General features: G+C 70.0%; 10 protein-coding genes and 1 tRNA gene. 7 read left to right on the top strand and 4 right to left on the bottom strand.

Annotated features, from left to right (window positions below):
• Nucleotides 1–58: 58 nt before the first annotated feature.
• Nucleotides 59–4,597, top strand: coding sequence for an OmpL47-type beta-barrel domain-containing protein (locus tag J2X63_RS17790; RefSeq protein WP_309979703.1), 4,539 nt, complete (start codon nucleotides 59–61; stop codon nucleotides 4,595–4,597).
• Between the two features lie 162 nt (nucleotides 4,598–4,759).
• A tRNA-Met gene (locus J2X63_RS17785) sits at nucleotides 4,760–4,833 on the top strand.
• 94 nt (nucleotides 4,834–4,927) lie between these two features.
• Here the strand turns inward: J2X63_RS17785 and J2X63_RS17780 are convergent.
• Together J2X63_RS17780 and J2X63_RS17775 are read right to left on the bottom strand one after the other, a co-directional pair.
• Nucleotides 4,928–6,295: a glycoside-pentoside-hexuronide (GPH):cation symporter gene (locus J2X63_RS17780; protein ID WP_309979702.1), complete on the bottom strand. Its 1,368-nt coding sequence runs from the start codon at nucleotides 6,293–6,295 to the stop codon at nucleotides 4,928–4,930.
• 3 nt (nucleotides 6,296–6,298) lie between these two features.
• Nucleotides 6,299–9,229 carry a glycoside hydrolase family 38 C-terminal domain-containing protein gene (locus J2X63_RS17775; RefSeq protein ID WP_309979700.1) on the bottom strand — a complete coding sequence of 977 codons (2,931 nt, stop codon included), beginning with the start codon at nucleotides 9,227–9,229 and terminating at the stop codon, nucleotides 6,299–6,301.
• A 251-nt stretch (nucleotides 9,230–9,480) separates the two neighbouring features.
• On the opposite strand from J2X63_RS17775, the gene J2X63_RS17770 reads away from it, so the two are divergent.
• Complete coding sequence (locus J2X63_RS17770) at nucleotides 9,481–10,203, top strand: serine aminopeptidase domain-containing protein (RefSeq protein ID WP_309979698.1); 723 nt, start codon at nucleotides 9,481–9,483, stop codon at nucleotides 10,201–10,203.
• A 91-nt stretch (nucleotides 10,204–10,294) separates the two neighbouring features.
• On the opposite strand, the gene J2X63_RS17765 is transcribed toward J2X63_RS17770, so the two are convergent.
• On the bottom strand, nucleotides 10,295–12,433 hold the full coding sequence (locus tag J2X63_RS17765) for a hypothetical protein (RefSeq protein WP_309979695.1): 2,139 nt from the start codon (nucleotides 12,431–12,433) through the stop codon (nucleotides 10,295–10,297).
• A 234-nt stretch (nucleotides 12,434–12,667) separates the two neighbouring features.
• Here J2X63_RS17765 and J2X63_RS17760 point away from each other — a divergent pair, with 234 nt between their 5' ends.
• Nucleotides 12,668–13,507, top strand: a complete 840-nt coding sequence (locus J2X63_RS17760; RefSeq protein WP_309979694.1) for a carbon-nitrogen hydrolase family protein — start codon at nucleotides 12,668–12,670, stop codon at nucleotides 13,505–13,507.
• Here J2X63_RS17760 and J2X63_RS17755 read toward each other — a convergent pair.
• Nucleotides 13,488–14,711: an aminotransferase class I/II-fold pyridoxal phosphate-dependent enzyme gene (locus tag J2X63_RS17755; protein WP_309979692.1), complete on the bottom strand. Its 1,224-nt coding sequence runs from the start codon at nucleotides 14,709–14,711 to the stop codon at nucleotides 13,488–13,490. The genes J2X63_RS17760 and J2X63_RS17755 overlap by 20 nt on opposite strands.
• A gap of 168 nt (nucleotides 14,712–14,879) precedes the next feature.
• Between J2X63_RS17755 and J2X63_RS17750 the strand changes: the two genes are divergently transcribed.
• The 3 genes from J2X63_RS17750 (at nucleotide 14,880) to J2X63_RS17740 (ending at nucleotide 18,648) form a co-directional block, all read left to right on the top strand.
• Complete coding sequence (locus J2X63_RS17750) at nucleotides 14,880–16,646, top strand: trypsin-like peptidase domain-containing protein (protein WP_309979690.1); 1,767 nt, start codon at nucleotides 14,880–14,882, stop codon at nucleotides 16,644–16,646.
• Between the two features lie 125 nt (nucleotides 16,647–16,771).
• On the top strand, nucleotides 16,772–17,827 hold the full coding sequence (locus tag J2X63_RS17745) for a glycosyltransferase family 2 protein (RefSeq protein WP_309979688.1): 1,056 nt from the start codon (nucleotides 16,772–16,774) through the stop codon (nucleotides 17,825–17,827).
• A 5-nt stretch (nucleotides 17,828–17,832) separates the two neighbouring features.
• Nucleotides 17,833–18,648 (top strand): CDP-alcohol phosphatidyltransferase family protein, encoded by an 816-nt coding sequence (locus J2X63_RS17740; protein ID WP_309979686.1) that lies wholly within the window; start codon nucleotides 17,833–17,835, stop codon nucleotides 18,646–18,648.
• Nucleotides 18,649–18,668 lie beyond the last annotated feature (20 nt).

The following is an 18,668-nucleotide window of genomic DNA, read 5'->3' as shown; positions in this document are numbered from 1 at the left end:
GCGCGGCTGGCTTGCCGTGATCGCATCGGGGGCGGTGGTCGCGGCCATGCTCAGTGGCATGCCGGCCTTCGCTTCGACCGTCACGACCGCGACGTTCACCGGGGGTGCCGGCACCGTCTCGTCGGGCGGCACGCTGTATGCGAAGCAGGGCGGGGCGCTGACGCTCACGGCCATCACGAGCAGTGACACCAGGTGCGTGGATGTCGCCGGCGCGTTCACCGCACACGACCAATCTGCCGGGGCCAAGACGAACTGGACCTTCACGACGACGGCCGGTGCGGGCGACGGCGCCCAGGCCGTGACCGTGTTCGCCTCGCCCAACGTGAACGCGCAGGGGAAATGCACGGGCCAAACCAATTCGCTGCAGGCATCGTTCACCCTCGACAACACGGGGCCGGTGTTGAACGCGTCCCTGGCACCTGCCGCCAACGCAGCCGGGTGGAACAAGGCCAACGTCGGTATCACCTGGTCGGCAACGGATGCCGGTTCGGGGATCGGCACCGGGCCCACCCCCGCCACGGAGAGCGTGAACTCGAACACTGCGGGTGTCACGAAGAACGCCACGGCAAGCGACCGACTGGGCAACAGCGGCACCGGCGCGGTGGTCGTCAAGCTCGACAAGATGAACCCGACCATCACCGGAAGCGCCGCTCCGGCCGCGAACGCGGCCGGGTGGAACAACTCCGATGTCACGGTCTCGCTCACCTGCGCGGACGCGCTCTCCGGGATCAAGTCCTGCACCGGTGGCGGCACGGTGGTGCTCTCGACCGAGGCAGCGAACCAGTCGGTGTCCGGAACCGCAGTGGACAATGCAGACAACGCTGCGAGTGCGGGTGTCTCAGGCATCAGCATCGACAAGACGGCGCCGACCCTCACCGGCACACCGACCACCTCGGCCAACGGCAACGGCTGGTACAAGGGCGATGTCGCGATCGGCTGGTCCGGGGTCGACGCGCTGTCGGGGATCAACCCGTCGACGCAGCCCGCGAATGGCCTCATCACCGGTGAGGGCAGCGCGTTGACCGCAAGCGCGTCGATCGCGGACCGGGCCGGGAACACGAGGACGGCGTCGAGCGTGCCGGTGAATGTCGACCGGACGGCTCCGGTGACGGGAGTGAGCGGGTCCTCGAACACCTGGACGAGCGGCAGTGTGACGTTGGTGCTGTCGCCATCCGACAATCTGTCGGGCATCGGGTCGACGTCGTACGCGATCGATGGCGGAGCGGTGCAGAGCGGGACGAGCGTGATCCTGTCGAGCGAGGGCGATCACTCGATCTCATTCTTCAGCACCGATCGGGCCGGCAACGTCGAGGCCGCGCAAACGGCCCACGTGAAGATCGACAAGACGGCCCCGACGATCGGTCACTCGTTCACGCCGCTGACGTACTCGGAGGGTGCGTGGTCGAACCAGGGCGTGACGGTCACGTTCACGTGTGCTGACGCCGGTTCCGGTGTTGCGTCGTGCACGGCACCCGTGACGCAGTCGTCTGAGGGTCTTTCCCAGCAGGTGACGGGCACCGCGACCGACAATGCGGGGAACTCCGCGTCGGATACGGCCGTGGTGAGCATCGACAAGACCGCGCCGACGATCTCGGCTTCGGCTGATCGGGCGCCCAACGGCGCCGGTTGGTATCGGGATGCCGTGACGGTGAGCTTCTCCGCGAACGATGCGCTCTCGGGTCTGGCCTCCGCGTCGGGTGCCCAGATCCTGGGCGAGGGTGCGAACCAGTCGGTGACTGGCACCGCGACGGATGCGGCTGGGAACAGCGCGAGCGCAGGGGTGTCGGGGATCAACGTCGACACGACGGCGCCGGTCGTCACTGCGGTGTTCTCGCCTGGTTGGCATGCCGATGACGTGACGGTGCTCTGGTCGTGCACGGATGCGCTGTCCGGGGTTGCAGCCGAGCCGGTGGATGACACGGTCACGGGGGAGGGCGGCAACCTGGCGTCGTCGGCCACATGCACGGACGTCGCCGGGAACACCGCAAGCACGACGGTGGACGGCATCCAGATCGACCGCACCGCACCGACCACCACCGCGACAATTCCCGACCCGCTCCCGAGCGGTTGGTATGCCGACGCAGTCCCGGTCGCGTTGATCGGACACGACACACTCTCCGGCGTGGCGGCGACGTATTTCAGCATCGACGGGGCCGCGGCCCAGCCCTACACCGGCGCCTTCCCATACACCCAGAAGGGCACGCACACCATCGCGTTCTGGAGCACGGATGTCGCGGGCAACAGCGAAGATGCGACCGTCAACAGCGTCACGCTCAAGATCGACGACGTGCCGCCGGTCACGACGGTGATCAACCCGATCTCGCCGGCCAGCGGCTGGTTCGTCATGAGCGGCATCCCGGTCGCATTCGACGCTGACGATGCCGAGTCGGGCATTTCGGCGACCTACTACGAGATCGACGGTGGCGGAGCCCAGACGTACGGCGTGCCGTTCACCGCGGAGCTCGCCACAGGGAGCCACTCAATCACCTACTGGAGCGTCGACCTCGCCGGCAACGCGGAGGCGAAGCGGACGACGATCGTGAACGTCGACGATGTCGCCCCATCCATCGTCGGCGTGGCGTCTCCGGCGGCGAACGGTTTCGGCTGGAACAACACGGACGTCGGCGTGACCTTCACGTGCACCGACGCCGAGTCCGGAGTCGCCGGTTGCGGTCCCGATGGAACGCTCACCAGCGAGGGCGCCGACCAGCAGGTCCAGGGCGACACCCAGGACGTCGCCGGCAACGTCAATTCGACGATCGTCGACCACATCAACATCGACAAGACCGCGCCGACGCTCGTCGGCGCCGCGACGGTCGATGCCAATGGCGCCGGCTGGTACAACGGCGATGTCACGATCGAGTGGACGGGGAACGACGCGCTCTCGGGCATCGACCCGTCGACGCAACCGGCCGACAGCACGATCAGCGGCGAGGGCAACGACCTGGGCGCCTCAGCCAGCATCCTCGACAAGGCGGGGAACACGGCGACGGCATCGGTGAACGGAATCAACATCGACCGCACCGCGCCGCACATCGACGGCGGTCCGACGACGACTCCGAATGCCGCCGGCTGGTACCGCGACCAGGTGGTGGTGGACTTCACCTGCACGGATGCACTGTCAGGGGTGGCATCCTGCCCGACCAGCGCGGTGATCTCCGGCGACGGAGCCGGCCAGGCCATCACCAGCGACCCGGCCGGCGACAAGGCGGGCAACCTCAGTGCCGGAAAGACCATCGGCGGCATCAACATCGACGGATCAGCCCCGAGCACGACAGCCAACAACCAGTGCACCAAGACCAACGGCTGGTGCACGGGTGCGACGGCGAATGTCGTGCTGGCGGCCACCGACCAGGCCGGTCTGTCGGGGGTCAAGGAGATCCACTACAGGATCGACGGCGGCGCCGAGCAGGTGGCAGCAGGTGCAGCCAAGACGATCAGTGTCCCGCTCGACGGAAGCGGTATCGGCACCGTGCACTACTGGGCAGTCGATATCGCGGGCAACACCGAGGCCTCGAACGCCGTCGCACTCAAGTGGGACAACATCGCCCCGATGGTCACCCACACGCTGTCACCCGTGCCCAACGCGAACGACTGGAACAGGAGCGACGTCACGGTCACCTTCGGTGCCAAGGACGACGATGCCGGATCCGGCGTCGCCGACGTGACCGCCCCCGTGACGGTCTCCACCGAGACCGACGGGCAGGTCTTGGTCGGATCGGCGACGGATACCGCGGGCAACGTGGGAACCGACGCGGTGACCATCAGACTCGACAAGACGGCGCCGACCATCAGCGGTGCGGTCGTCAGTGGCACGCAGGGTGGCAACGGTTGGTATGTGGGGCCGGTCACGGTTCACTTCACCTGCTCCGACGGCCGCTCCGGAGTGGCCACCTGCCCCGATGATGTGATCCTCACCGCCAACGGTGCGAACTCTGCGAGCGGCACCGCGACCGACAAGGCCGGCAACACGGCAGTCACCGCGGTATCCGGCATCAACATCGACACCGAGGCGCCCACCATCGCCGTGGTCAACGTTGCCGGCGGCACCTACACGCTCGGCGCCGTACCTCCGGCAAGCTGCACGGCCGGCGATGGCTTCTCCGGCCTTGCGGGATCGTGCGTGGTCACGATCTCCGGAGGAACTCCCAACGGGGTCGGCACCTTCACCTACACCGCGAGGGCGACGGACACGGCCGGGAACACGGCAACGACGACGGGGAGCTTCCGGGTGATCTACCGGTTCGACGGATTCCTGCAGCCGATCAACGACACCGCACACCAGGTCGGCACCTCGACGAGCGTCTTCAAGGGCGGGAGCACGATCCCGGTCAAGCTCCAGCTCAAGAACGCGAGCGGGACGGTCGTACCGACGAATGTCGCACCGGCATGGCTGGCCCCGGCCAAGGGCGCCTCCATGAACCTGCCCGTCGACGAGTCGCTCTACTCGGTGGCCGCCGACAGCGGCAGCACGTATCGATTGGAGGGCTCCCAGTACGGCTACAACTGGAAGACCCCGTCGGGCGGCAACTACTATCGCATCGGCGTTCGTCTGGACGACGGGCAGACCTACTCCGTCAACATCGGCGTGCGATAGCGGCCCGCGGAGGGACGCCCCATGCGTGGTCGAGCGAGGTCGACGGTCGAGCGGGGTCGAGAGTTGTCGTAGACTGGCCACATCATCGCGATCGGCTCGCTCGAGAGATGTCGATCTGATCGGTGATATCGCGAGGAGTGACTGCCGCACGGGAGTCAGCGTCGCGGGGTGGAGCAGTTCGGTAGCTCGCTGGGCTCATAACCCAGAGGTCGTAGGTTCAAATCCTGCCCCCGCAACCGAAACAGAAGATCCCGGTCTCGAACAGAGGCCGGGATCTTCTGCATTTCCAGCGCGTCATGGGCGCCCGCGCGACCAGAGGGGGGAGCCGGGTCAGCCGGCCGCGGCATCCGTGCGGCCGGGTGCCGGCGCACCCAGCCGATAGAACAGGAAGGGGATCGCCGAGAGCAGGCAGCTGGCCGCGGGCACGAGGGTGATCGCCGCGAAGACCGTCTGCTGCATCTCGGGCGTGACCGTCACGCCGGCCTCGTACCCGGCCATCACCACGAAGGCCCCGAACACGAGCACGGCCAGCGCGTTCATGATCTTCGTGGCGAAGGTGAGGCTGGCGAAGGAGATGCCGTCGTTGCGAACCCCGAGACGGCGCTCCGTGTCGTCGACGGAGTCGGCGATCATCGTCGCCTGCGTGACGAGGAAGATGCCGAGGGTGAGTCCGGTGAGGAAGATGAACACCAGGATGGCGGCGAGGTTCGCGAATCCGACGAGGTACATGGCGACGTACAGCACGGCGGCCACGAGGGAACTGCCCACGATGAGCGTGCGCCCGGAGAGGCGGCGGAGCAGCAGCGGCGTCGCGAAGGACGAGACGACCATGCCCGCGATGATCGCGGCTCCGACGAGGGTGAAGGTGCCCTCGTTCCCGTACGCGATCACCACGAAGACCGCACCGCCCGCCTGGACGATGAACCGTCCGAAGCCGAGTACGGAACCGAGCAGCACCATGAGCAGCGGCGTGTTCCGGAACAGCGCGGTGACGAGCTGACGCAGGGAGAGCCCCGTCGAGGCGGCCGAGGTCCGTCGCTCCCGGGTGAAGAAGAAGGCGAGCAGGAAGACGCCCATGCCGAGGAACGACGTGATGAACACGGCCAGCGACCATCCGCTGCTCGTCGTCTCGGGCCCGAAGCTCAGCAGGCGCGCCACCCACGGCATTCCGAGCGTCGCGACTCCGAGCGCGATGGCTCCGAAGGCGCGGACGTTCCCGATCACTCGCGTGCGCTCCGCCGGGTCGGCGAAGGCGGAGCCGATGAGACCCCAGAACGGCACGTCGCACACCGTGTACGCGAGGCTCCACAGCACGTAGCAGACCCCGAAGTACACGAGCTTGAGCGGCTCGGCCGTGTCGGGCACGGTGAAGAGGAGCCCCGAGAGCAACGCGACGGGCGCGGCGGAGAACAGGATGTACGGCCGGAGCTTGCCCCACCGGGTGCGGGTCATGTCGATGATGCTGCCCATGACGGGGTCGAGGATCGCGTCGACGACCTTCGAGACGGTGATGATGATCGTGACCACCGCGAGCCCCGCGGTGCTGATCCCCGCATACTGCAGCAGGTACACGAGGATGAACGTCGACACCGTGGTGAGCACGATGTTCTGGCCGAATCCCGCCGTGACCACGGCGATCCGCTGCCGTCTCGGAGGGACGACGCCTTCGGTCGCGTCCTGGTTCGCCGTCGCCGTCACCGCTCAGTCCTCCAGCAGGATCGTCTTGATCTCGAACGGCCCGAAGGCGATCCGACCGAGGTCGGCGGCTCCCCGGGGCCGTTCGAGCAGGTCGGTCTCGTGCGCCGCGCGATACGCCCGGTCGACCCGCAGCGAGACCGTGGTCGGACGCCCGAGGCTCTCGTACAGCCGGAGCACGATGCCGTCGCCGTGCTCGGCCCGCTTCACGGTCTCCACGATGACGCCTGGGTCGTCGACATCGACCAGGCTGTCGAACGCCACACCGTCGGTGATCCGAAGCGGGTTGTTCAGCCGGTAGCCCTCGCGCACCACCTTGCCCAGATCGCCGCGTTCGAACGGGCAGAACGCATACGTGAAGTGGTGGATGCCGCGGTCGGCCGTCTTGTCGGGGAACGTCGGGGAGCGCAGCAGGTTGAGGCTCAGCAGCCCGTTCTTGGCCCGGTGCCCGTACTTGCCGTCGTTGAGCAGGGCGAACCCGCCGCCGGCATCCTCCGTGGCGATCCACTTGTGCGCGCAGACCTCGAACTGCGCCTTCTCGATCGAGTCGCGCTCGGTGGTCACCCGTTCGATGTGCCCGAACTGGATCTCGCACCGCACCGTCTCGCCGGAGTGGACCGGCCGGAACTCCGCACGCAGCATCCGGTGCCGCGTGTGCCAGTCGACCTCGGTCTCGAACCGCACGACGTCGCTGCCGGCGTCGAGCACGACGCGCTGGTCGATCGTGACGCCGCGTCCACGGAGCACCTGGCGACGAACGGCCGACGCGCCGTCGACCGTGGTCTCGACGCGGCTGACCCGCAGCGTGCGCGGCGTCTTCCCGACGTAGTCGGCCTTGATGTCCCACGCGTTGAACGGCCACACGTAGGGGTCCGTGTGCACCACGAGCCGATTGAGCCCGCCGGCGGCATGCTCGGCGCCCTCGCGATCCCGGCACGAGACGATCTCGCCGCTGGTGGCGTCGAACCGCAGCGTGAGGATGCCGTTCCCGAGCGCATCCTCCGAGGAGACGAGCCCCGGCTGCGCTCCGGCCGGTGCCAGCGGAGCCGCTGCGTAGGGCGGGACCTCGGCGTGGACCCAGCCCTCGTCGGTCTTCAGGAACTCGCTCCGGGAGAAGCCCGTCAGGTTCACGGCGGTGGGCGTTCCCGGCTGGCGCGGCAGCCGGTCGACGAGCCCGTCGGCGTACCCGTCGAGTGCCGCCTCGATGCGCTCGTAGGCCTCGATCGCCTCGCGGTTGACGCGGGCGATCGACGAGCCGGGCAGGATGTCGTGGAACTGGTGCAGCAGCACGTCGCGCCAATGCTGTTCGAGCACGGGCCTGCTGTCGTCGCCCGCGAGCACCGCCAGGGCCTCGACCTCGTGCAGCTTGCGCTCGACGAGGCGGTTGTGCCGCTTGACCCGCCCCTGCGTCGTGTACGTGCCCTGGTGCGTCTCGAGGTAGAGCTCGCCGACATGGGTGTGGGGGATGTCACGTTGCTCGAGCGAACGGAAGAAGTCGCCCGCCGAGGAGTACTCGACCTTGGGAAGGCCGCGCAGGTTCCGTTCCCGAGCGGTGACCTCGTGGTGGATCTCGTTCGGACCGCCGCCGCCGTCGCCTGAGCCGTACACCAGGAGCGCCGTGTTCAACGCGATCTCGGGGTACTGCTTCAGGCCGGTGAGCAGGTTGTCGGCCGCCGCGCGGCTGTTGTAGTCGCCCTCGGGTGGCATGTGCACGAGGACGGTGGACCCGTCGATGCCCTGCCAGTGGAAGGTGCGGTGCGGGAAGTCGTTGACCTTGTTCCAGGCGAGCTTGATGGTCTGGAACCAGTCCATCCCGGTGCCCCGGAGGATCTGCGGCAGGTTGCCGTTGTAGCCGAAGGTGTCGGGCAGCCAGCAGAGACGCAGCTGGTCGTCGCCGAGCCCGAACTCCTCCTGGAGGAACCGGCGGCCCACGAGCGCCTGCCGGACGAGCGATTCACCCGAAGGAAGGTTCGTGTCGGGTTCGACCCAGAACGATCCCTGCAGTTCCATGCGGCCGTCGGCGACGGCGCGCCGCATCCGGTCGTAGAGGGCCGGATGCCGCTGCTTCATCCACGCCATCTGCTGCGGTTGTGACGTGCCGTAGACGTAGTCGGCGCGCCGGTCGATCGCGTTGAGGGCGCGGACGTAGGTGCGCGCGGCCTTGCGGCGGGTCTCGCGCAGCGGCCACAGCCAGGCCATGTCGAGGTGGCCGTGCCCGACGGCGCTGTAGACGAACTCGCTCGCGGACGGCGCCGAGAGCTGCTCGGCGAGGATGGCACGCGCGCCGACGACCTCGCCGGCGGTGAAGGCGGTGTAGGCGGCGTTCAGCGCGCGCCGCACGTCGACCTCGAGTGCGGCATCCTCGGTGGCCCCGGCCAACACGAGGAGCGTGAGGTAGTCGTAGAAGAGCGCGTACGCCTCGTCGTCGCGGGTGGCCAGGTGCGCGCCGCGATAGGTCGCGCGGCCCACCTCGTAGAGGATCCAGCCGTTGTAGGTGACATCGGCGAAGAACTCGACCGTGCCGGTCGACGTGTCGACGTGCTGGACGGGGCGGTAGCGCCCGCCGCCGCTCTGCGGGAGGTCGCCCTGCTGGAAGACGGTGCTGACGGAGTCGAGGAGCTCGCCGTCGGCCGAGTGCACGAGGCCCTCGCCCCGGATGCCGAGCATGACGACGGGGTCCTCGATTCCCGTCGGCACGTCGCCCGTGATGCGCAGCCAGGCGCAGTCGAACACCTTGCCCCAGCGGGTGCCGGGCCGCAGCGGAACGAAGCCGGCCCGGTCGAGCTCCTCGAACGGGATCGGCTCCGCCGACCGGATGATCTCGGCATCGAGTCGCGCGACGGGGGTGTACACGCTGCGACGGATGCGCATGAGCCGTCGGTACTCACGGGGTTGCTGCACGCGAAGGCCGAAGAGCCACGCCGCGAACCCCGCCATCCACGTCCCCTTGCCTGAAGCCGACCGCCCGGACTCCCGCCGCTCCGATGCGGGCTGGGTGCGAGCGTGGCTCGCGGTGGTCAGTCTAGGGCAGCTGATCGCCTCGGGCCGCGAGCGCGATATGCTGCAGGACGACCATACCGAGGAGGTGAGACCCATCAACGTTCAGACCACGTGGGCGCTCCCTCGAGAGACGGCCTAGCCGCATCGGCAGCCGCGGAGCGTCCCTGACGCATCCGAAAGGCAGCACCATGCAGTTCACCTCAGAGTCCGTCGACGACGGGCTCATCGAACGTCGTTTCACCGTCGGCGACGTGCCGGGCATCCTGTGGACGCCGGCCGGCGACCACGACCCGCGACGGCTCATCCTCCTCGGCCACGGCGGCGGCCAGCACAAGGCCGCCCCTGCCCTCGTCGCTCGCGCGCGACGATTCGCGGCCGCCGGCTTCGCGGTCGCGGCGATCGACGCTCCCGGCCACGGCGACCGGCCGCGATCGGATCGCGAGCGGCGATTCTCGGCCGGCATGGCCGAGCGGATGTCGGCGGGCGAACCGGTCGCGGCCCACGTCGGGGAGTATCACGCCGCGGTCGCCGAGCAGGCAGTGGGCGAGTGGAAGTCGGTGCTCGACGCCCTGCAGGAGGACCTGGGGGAGGGGCGCGTGGGCTACTGGGGCCTGTCGCTCGGCGCCGCGATCGGCCTGCCGTTCTTCGCCGCCGATTCCCGGATCCGGGCCGCCGTGGTCGGCCTCGTCGGCGGCGACCTCGTCCCGGTCAGGGCGTCGCGCATCACCATCCCGGTCGAGTTCCTCGTGCAGTGGGATGACGAACTCGTGCCGAGGCAGGCCGCGCTCGACCTCTTCGACGCCCTCGCCTCCGCGGAGAAGACGCTGCACGCCAATCCGGGGCCGCACGCCGGCGTTCCCCGGTTCGAGGTCGAGAGCGCCGCACGGTTCTTCGTTCGTCACCTCCCCTGACGGAGACGCAGGTCGGCGGCCGACGTCGCAGCAGGACGAGGAGCGGCGGCCCGCACCGTGGTGCAGGCCGCCGCCCCGCGGCATCCGGGAGCTAGCCCTTCTTACCGTTGCCGCTGTTGGTGACCGAGAGCACGTACCCCGCGTCGAGGTACGTCAGGTCGCCCGTCGGCAGGTTCGACACGAGCGTCGCGAAGTCGCGGTTCTTGCCGTTCGCGCACTTCGTGTTGAAGCCGCCCTGCGAGATGGCATCGCCCTCGAGCCGGTACACGTAGTTGCCGGCACCGTCGGCGATCTCGTACGGCGAGTCCACCCCGGGCGTGAGGTCGCAGCTCGCGACCACCTGCAGGGTCCAGTTGTTGTCCTGCAGGCCGTTCGTCTCGAACCACTCGCCCTCGGGCGACGAGAGGGTGGCGGCCGCGCCGTTCACCATCACGTCGTCCACGAACCATCCGGTGTCGAGGTAGGCGGCGTCCGTCGAGTACCGGAAGCGCACGTCCGTGGTTCCGTCGGGCAGTTGCGCCGTGTAGTGCACGTACACCGGGTCGTCGACGAAGTACTCGCCGCCCGACGTGCCGGTGATGCCGTTGCCCTCGGTGTTGCCGCCATGCGGGTCGTCGTTCGTCGTGACGGTCGCGCCCGAGTCGTCGACCACGGGAACCGTGACCCACTCGCCGTTCACGAGCGCCTCGACGAAGCCGTAGTCCCAGCCCTCCTCGATGAAGTGCCAGGTCCAGAAGTCGAGCGACGTCACCGCGCCGGCGACATCCACGTCGAGGATGTTGTCGGACTGGCTCTCGTAGCCGGCGTACCAGTGCGTGTCACCCGAGTGCGGCGCCACCTGCGTGGTGTCCTCGCCGTCGAGCGAGATGGTGACGTTCGGTCCCGGGTTGCGGAACCGCTCGACCTGCAGGCCGTACGGCACGGCGGTCGGGCTCTGCGCGTTCGTGCGGCGAAGCCACTTCGACTCGGGCTGGGCGCCCTGGCTCGAACCGCGGCCCTCCCAGAACTGGTCGTCGGCGATGTCGATCGTCCACGACGTCGAGGCGGGGTCGCCGAAGTCGACGGCCTTGATGTCGAAGCGGTCGGATGCCTCGTCGTCGAGGTACACGGCCACGGCCCAGTCCTGGTACAGCACCTTCGCCGAGCGCAGCCCGGCACCCGTCTGCGCGTTGAACTGGTCGATCGCGGCCTGGACGCCCTCCATGCCGTCGGCCTGGTTCTCGAAGATGAGCTTGATCAGCAGGTCGCCGCCGGCGCCGTCGTACTGCAGGTCGGGCGCGTAGGTGCCGTCGCCGTTGCCGCCCGCCTGCTCCCAGAGGTACTGGAAGAACGTGTAGGCGGCGCCGTAGTTCTGCAGCCCGCCCGCCCAGCGCGTGAGCGACGTGTCGGCGTAGAACACCTGGTGGTACGTCAGGTGCGATCCGCCGACGTCGTAGCCGTTGAGGAACACCGCGAAGTCCGCGAGGCCCTCATCCACCCACGACAGCTCGCCCGGGTCGCTGTAGTTGTGCAGCAGGTGCTCCAGCTCGTGGGCGATCACGCCCTCGTACAGCGTGGGCTGGTCGTTGTCGGGGTCGTCGTCGTTCCACTCCGAGTCCGCGGGTCCGACGCGGTTCGCCCAGTCGAAGGCGTCCACGACGATCGCGTTCATGCCCGACGAGTCGATGTACTCGGGTGCGAAGTACCCGGCGGTGTAGGTCGTCTCCGCGCAGTCGTAGTAGTTCGCGTCCTGCACGTTGTAGACGAGCATGACGAGCGAGTCGCTCGCGGGCTCACTGGGATCCGCGGCATCCATCGGGCCGTAGTGCTCCTCGTCGACCGCGACGATCTGGCTCGAGAGCTCGTCGCCCAGGTAGTCGATCTGGGCCTGCGTGAGCGTGTAGTCCTCGGCGCTGGCGTCCGCGCACGGCTCGAACTCGTCAGCGGGATTGGGATCGAAGGCGGGGTCGAGGCTCGCGACGCCGGTGGGCGCCGAGCCGTCGAGGGGTGTGCCCGCGGGCACGTAGATGTAGACGGGCGTGCCGTCGGGGGTGGTCCCGGCATAGGCCCGCACGAACTCCTGTTCGTAGGTGCCGCCCGCCTCACTGTCGTTGATCGGCAGGGTGAGCGTGGGTTCACCGGGCAGGTTGTCGGGCGCGGCGTTGGCCGGCCCTGCGGATGTCGCGATCATCGCGACGGCGACGACACCCGTCACCGCGGCGCCGATCACGCGGGTTGGAACTCGGAGCACGACGTTGTCTCCCTCTTGTCATGGCCCCGAGGAGACGATCAGCCTCCCCGCAGGGCCGTCGTATGGGGGCCGCGTGGTCGCGGTCCCCGGTGTAACCGAGTCAGTACAGCACGCGGAATTCGAGCGCAAAAGGGCTTGCGCCCGAGGCTCGGAACCGTCCGGGAAGCGCTCCCCACGGTGCGGGGAGCCGCTGGAAGCCCGTCAGGAGAGCGACCTGCGGGCTACGCTGGCGGCATGTCCGATCACGCCGGAAGGGCTCTCGCCGTCGCCGTCGCACAATTCGCGCCCGGTGCCGACCGTGCCGCGAACCTGGTCGAGATCGAGCGGCTCGCGGCGCTCGCCGCGACCCGCGGTGCGCGCCTCGTGGTGTTCCCCGAGTACTCGAGCTACTTCACGCCCGAGCCCGGCTGGGACTGGCAGGGGGCCGCGGAGGCGATCGGGGGCCGGTTCACCGAGGCGCTCGGCGCCATCGCGACGCGCCTCGACGTGCACCTCGTCGCGGGCATGATCGAGCGACTCGGCGGCGACGAGCGCCGCGTCGGCAACACGGTCGTGGCGATCGCCCCCCACGACGGGGTCGTGGCGCGGTACCGCAAGCTGCACCTGTACGACGCGTTCGGGCAGCGCGAGTCCGAATGGGTGGCGCCGGGAGACATCGCGCCGCCCGAGCTGTTCGAGGCCGGCGGCATCCGCTTCGGCCTGCAGACCTGCTACGACGCCCGCTTCCCCGAGGTGACCCGCCGCATCGTCGACGCCGGCGCCGACGTGGTGTGCATGCCCGCCGAATGGGTGCGAGGCCCGCTCAAGGAGGCGCACTGGCGGGTGCTGACCACCGCACGCGCCCTCGAGAACACCATGTACGTCGTCGCGGCCGACCACGCGCCTCCGGTGGGCGCGGGCAACAGCATGATCGTCGATCCCATGGGCGTCGAGATCGCGACGATCGGCGAGGCGACGGATGTCGCGGTGGCCTGGGTCTCGCATGAGCGCATCGACGCCGTGCGCCGGATCAATCCGGCGCTCGCGCTGCGCCGCTTCGACGTGACCGAGCGGATCAGTCCGCGCCAGCGCTGAGCGCCGAGAGCCGAGCGGATGCCTCCTCCAGCACCTCGCGGCGCTTGCAGAACGCGAACCGCACGAGGCTGCGGTACGCGTCCTGGCGGTCGGGGTGCACGAACGCCGAGACCGGAACCCCCACCACGCCCGCGAGGTCGGGCAGGCGGCGGCAGAGCGCCGCGCCGTCGTCGTAGCCGAGCGGGCGGGCGTCCGCGACGATGAAGTACCCGGCGCCGGGCAGCGACACGGAGAAGCCGGCGGCGGTGAGGCCGTCCGCGAGCAGGTCGCGCTTCGCGCGGAGCTCGGTCGCGGCATCCGTGAACACCGCATCGGGCAGCCCGAGGCCGGTGGCGATGGCCGGCTGGAACGGTGCGCCGTTCACGAACGTGAGGTACTGCTTCACCGCCAGCACGCTCGTGACGAGCGCGGCGGGTGCGGTGAGCCAGCCGATCTTCCAGCCGGTGGTGCTGAACGTCTTGCCGCCCGACGAGATCGACACGGTGCGTTCGCGAGCGCCGGGCAGCGTCGCGATCGGCGTGTGCGGCACGCCGAACGTGAGGTGCTCGTACACCTCGTCGGTGACGATGATCGCGTCGTGCCGCTCGGCGAGGCGCACGACCAGCGCGAGGGTGTCGGCGTCGAGCACGGCGCCGGTCGGGTTGTGGGGCGAGTTCACCAGGATGAGGCGCGTGCGGTCGGTGACGGCCGACTGGAGCTCCGAGTGGTCGGGCCGCCAGTCGGGAAACCGGAGCGGCACGGTGCGGTGCACGCCCCCCGCCCGCGCGATGAGGGCCGCGTAGGCGTCGTAGTACGGCTCGAACGTCACGACCTCATCGCCCTCGTCGACGAACGCCAGGATGGTGGCCGCGAGCGCCTCGGTGGCGCCGGCCGTCACGAGCACCTCGGATGCCGCGTCGACCTCGAGCGCGTAGAACCGACGTTGGTGCTCGGCGATGGCCTCCCGCAGCACGGGCATGCCGATCCCCGGCGGGTACTGGTTCACGCCCTCGGAGATGGCCCGGCGCGCGGCCTCGAGCACCTCGGCCGGTCCGTCCTCGTCGGGGAACCCCTGACCGAGGTTGATCGCGCCGGTGCGCGCCGCGAGCGCGCTCATCTCGGCGAAGATCGTGGCGGCGATGCTGCCGTCGGACGCCAGCAGGCCGGCGCCTGCGGCGGTGCGCTGCCACGGCCGCAGGGCCGGCGAGGGGGAGAAGTCGCTCACGCTCTCACCGTACGTCAGGGTGGGGCCGCTACGCTGGCGCACGGCGACCACGACGGTGCGATTCGCATTCGGACGAATCACCGCCACCGGATAGCCGGTTCATAGACTTCGCCGATGCCGTGCACAGCTTGGAGCGGGATGCTGGCATCGCTTTGGAAGGAGCACACCATGACCGACATCACTGACGGCACCTCGGGCGAGGCCCGCGACGGCGACGTCGCGGCGACGACGGCCACCAACGAGACCGCCGCGAACCCGGCGGCCCAGACCGCCCCCGCGACCTCCACCGAGCCCGCCGCCACGGCCGCTCCGGCTCCGACCACCGAGGGCGCGACCGCAGCCGCCGCGCAGGCGCCCGCCGATGCCGCCCCCGCCGCGACCGGCACCGTGTACGAGCCCGGCCAGGCCCCGCAGCCCTATCGGGCTCCCGCCGCGGCACCCGCCGCCGCGGCGCCGGCTCCGGCCGCAGCCCCCGCCGCGGCTCCCGCGGCCGTAGCAGCTCCGGTGGCGGCCGCCGCCACGCAGCCGACCGCGCCGACGCAGCCCGTCTCGGGCCAGGTCCCGCCGGCCTTCGGCGGCCCCCGCCCCGGCGAGACCCAGCCCACGACCCCGGTGGCCGGCGTTCCGCCGTACGGCACGCCGCCCGGCCAGCCGGCCGTCGCCGGCCAGCCCGCGCCGAAGCAGCGCCGGGTCGGCCTGGGCGTGGCCGCGGCGATCGTCGCCGCCGCCCTGATCGGGGGCGCCTCGGGCGCCGGCATCAACGCGCTCATCGCGGGCAATGACGCGCCCGCGTCATCCGAGAGCGCGGGCAGCGCCCAGAACATCGTCGTGAACGACACCGACTCGGTGAACCAGATCACCGCGGTCGCCGCGAAGGCGAGCCCGAGCGTCGTGACCATCTCGGTCACCGGCGGCCAGGCCGGCGGCACCGGATCGGGCATCATCCTCTCCGAGGACGGCTACGTGCTCACCAACACCCACGTGGTGACGCTCGACGGTGCGACCGGCGACCCGACCATCCAGGTGAAGACGAACGACGGTCACCTCTACGACGCCGAGCTCGTGGGCACCGACCCGCTCTCCGACCTCGCGGTCATCAAGCTGGTGGATGCCTCGGGCCTCACGCCGCTCGACTTCGCGGACTCCGACAAGCTCAACGTCGGCGACACCGCCATCGCGATCGGCGCGCCGCTCGGCCTGTCGGGCACCGTCACCAACGGCATCGTGAGCGCGCTGAACCGCTCGATCGACGTCGCGTCCTCGGCCGCGCCGGCGACGCCCGACGACTCGACCGAGGGCGACGGCGGCCAGGGCGACAGCGGCCAGGGCGACAGCGGTGACGGCTCCGAGCAGAGCCCGTTCGACTTCTTCTTCGACCTGCCGAACCCCGACGGCTCGCAGCCCGAGGCGCCGCAGGCACAGGCGTCGGGCCAGGTGTCGCTCCCGGTCATCCAGACGGATGCCGCGATCAACCCCGGCAACTCCGGTGGCGCGCTCCTGAACTCCGAGGGCGAGCTCATCGGCGTCAACGTCGCCATCCTCTCGGCCGGCGGCTCGAGCGGCGAGGCCGGCAACATCGGCGTGGGCTTCGCGGTCCCGTCGAACCTGGCCGAGCGCATCGCCAAGGAGATCATCGACAACGGGGCGGCCACGCACGGCCTCCTCGGCGCGACGGTCACCTCGGCCGAGTCGGACGAGGCGAGCGACACGGTCGGCGCCCTCATCTCCGAGGTGAGCGCCGGCGGGGCGGCCGAGCAGGCCGGCCTGCAGTCGGGCGACGTCGTGACCGAGTTCAACGGCGTGCCGATCACCGACCAGACCGACCTCACCGCCCAGGTGCGTGCGCTGCCCGGCGGCGAGAAGGCGCAGGTCACCTTCACCCGCGACGGCGACTCCAAGACGGTCACCGTGACGCTCGGCACGTTCGAGGGCTGACGCCTCGGCACGACCACGACGGCGGGGCCGGATCGACATCGATCCGGCCCCGCCGCCGGTGTGCTCGCACGGGCCTCCCGGGGCCCGGCTGCTAGGCTCGATCGACTTCCGAGCGAGTGAGGAACATGCCCGAGCTGCCCCAACCGACGACCCCGTCGTCGCTCGTCGGCGTCTCGTATGTCATGCCCGTGCTCAACGACGCCTCGCACGTGCGCGCCGCGGTCGAGTCCATCCTCGCCCAGGACTACGACGGCCCCGTCGAGGTGCTCATCGCGCTCGGTCCCTCGATCGACGGCACGGGTGAACTGGTGGCCGACCTCGCCGCCCGCGACGCCCGTGTGCGCGTGCTCGAGAACGAGGTCGGGTCGACGCCGGCCGGTCTCAACATCGGCATCCGCGCGGCGCGCTACCCCGTCGTCGTGCGCGTCGACTCGCACTCGATGCTCCCCGTCGACTACGCCCGCGTGGCGGTCGAGGTGCTCGAGCGCACCGGCGCCGACAACGTGGGCGGCATCATGGACGCCCGGGGCGAGACCCCCTTCGAGCAGGCGGTGGCCCTGGCCTACACGACGAAGGTCGGCCTCGGCGGCTCGGCCTTCCACGTCGGCGGCCACGAGGGTCCCGCCGACACGGTGTACCTCGGCGTCTTCCGCCGCACCTCGCTCGAGCGGGTGGGGCTCTTCGACGAGACGATCAAGCGCGGGCAGGACTGGGAGCTCAACCGCCGCCTCCGCGAGACGGGCGGCACGGTGTGGTTCACGCCGGCGCTCGCCGTCACCTACCGTCCGCGCTCCACGATCGAGCGGCTCGCCCGGCAGATGTTCTCGACCGGGCTCTGGCGCGGTGAGCTCGCACGCCGGTTCCCGTCGGCGAACGGCATCCGCTACTTCATCCCTCCCGTCATGGTGGTGGGCGTGGCCGTCGGGCTCCTGCTCGGCATCGCGGGCATCGTGCAGGCCGCCGTCGGCGCGACGCCGTGGCTGCTGCTCGGATTCCTCGTGCCGGTCGTGTACCTGCTGTTCGTCGTCGCCGCGACGCTCGTGTACGCGCGGCACCGCGGTGCGGCGGTGGCGGGTCGCTTTCTCGTAGTCTTGCCCTGCATACACGTCTCGTGGGGTGTGGGCTTCGTGCTCGGCTTCCTCTCGTTGACGAGCAACATCGCCAAGCACACGGGAAGGTGACGCGGATGTCACAAGCCGCCGGCCAGGCTCACGCCCGGCCCACGAGCATCGCCGAGCTCCGCGCCGTCGCCCAGCCGCCCGAGGTGCGCGGCCGCCGCAACGCCGAGCACTGGACGGCCTCGCTCTACCTCCGCAACCTCTCGCCCTACCTCACCTGGTGGCTGCTGAAGACGTCGATCTCGGCGAACGGCGTCACCGGCCTCATGATCCTCGTCGGTTGGTCGACGGCAGCCGCGCTGCTGATCCCGGGCATCTGGGGCGCGCTCCTCGCGGTCGTGCTGGGCCAGCTGCAGATGCTCGTCGACTGCTGCGACGGCGAGGTGGCGCGCTGGCGGCGCACGTCGTCGCCCGCCGGGGTCTTCCTCGACAAGGTGGGCCACTACACGACCGAGGCGCTCATCCCGCTCGCGCTCGGCATCCGCGCCGCCGCCTACCCGCTCGAGTTCCCCGCCGACTTCCTCTGGACCACGATCGGCGCCCTCCTCGCACTCGTGATCGTGCTCAACAAGGCGCTGAACGACATGGTGCACGTCGCGCGGGCGAACGCCGGCCTGCCGAAGCTCACCGACACGCACGGCGAGACGGCACCGCGCGGCGGCCTGGTCGCGAAGCTGCGCAAGGCGGCCCGGTTCCTGCCGTTCCACCGGCTCTACCACTCGGTCGAGCTCACGCTCATCGCCTTCGGCGCGGCGCTCGTCGGCCTGTTCCTCGGCCAGCCGGTCGTCGACCGGTGGGTCGTCGGCCTGCTGCTGCCGCTTGCGATCCTCTCCCTGGTCGGCCACTTCGTGGCGATCATGGCGTCGCGCCGTGTCCGTTCCTGACACGCAGGGCGATCCGGGCG

The organism is Agromyces sp. 3263 (assembly GCF_031456545.1).
In the GTDB taxonomy this organism is placed as follows: domain Bacteria; phylum Actinomycetota; class Actinomycetes; order Actinomycetales; family Microbacteriaceae; genus Agromyces.
This window is presented reverse-complemented; position numbering and strand designations above follow the sequence as displayed.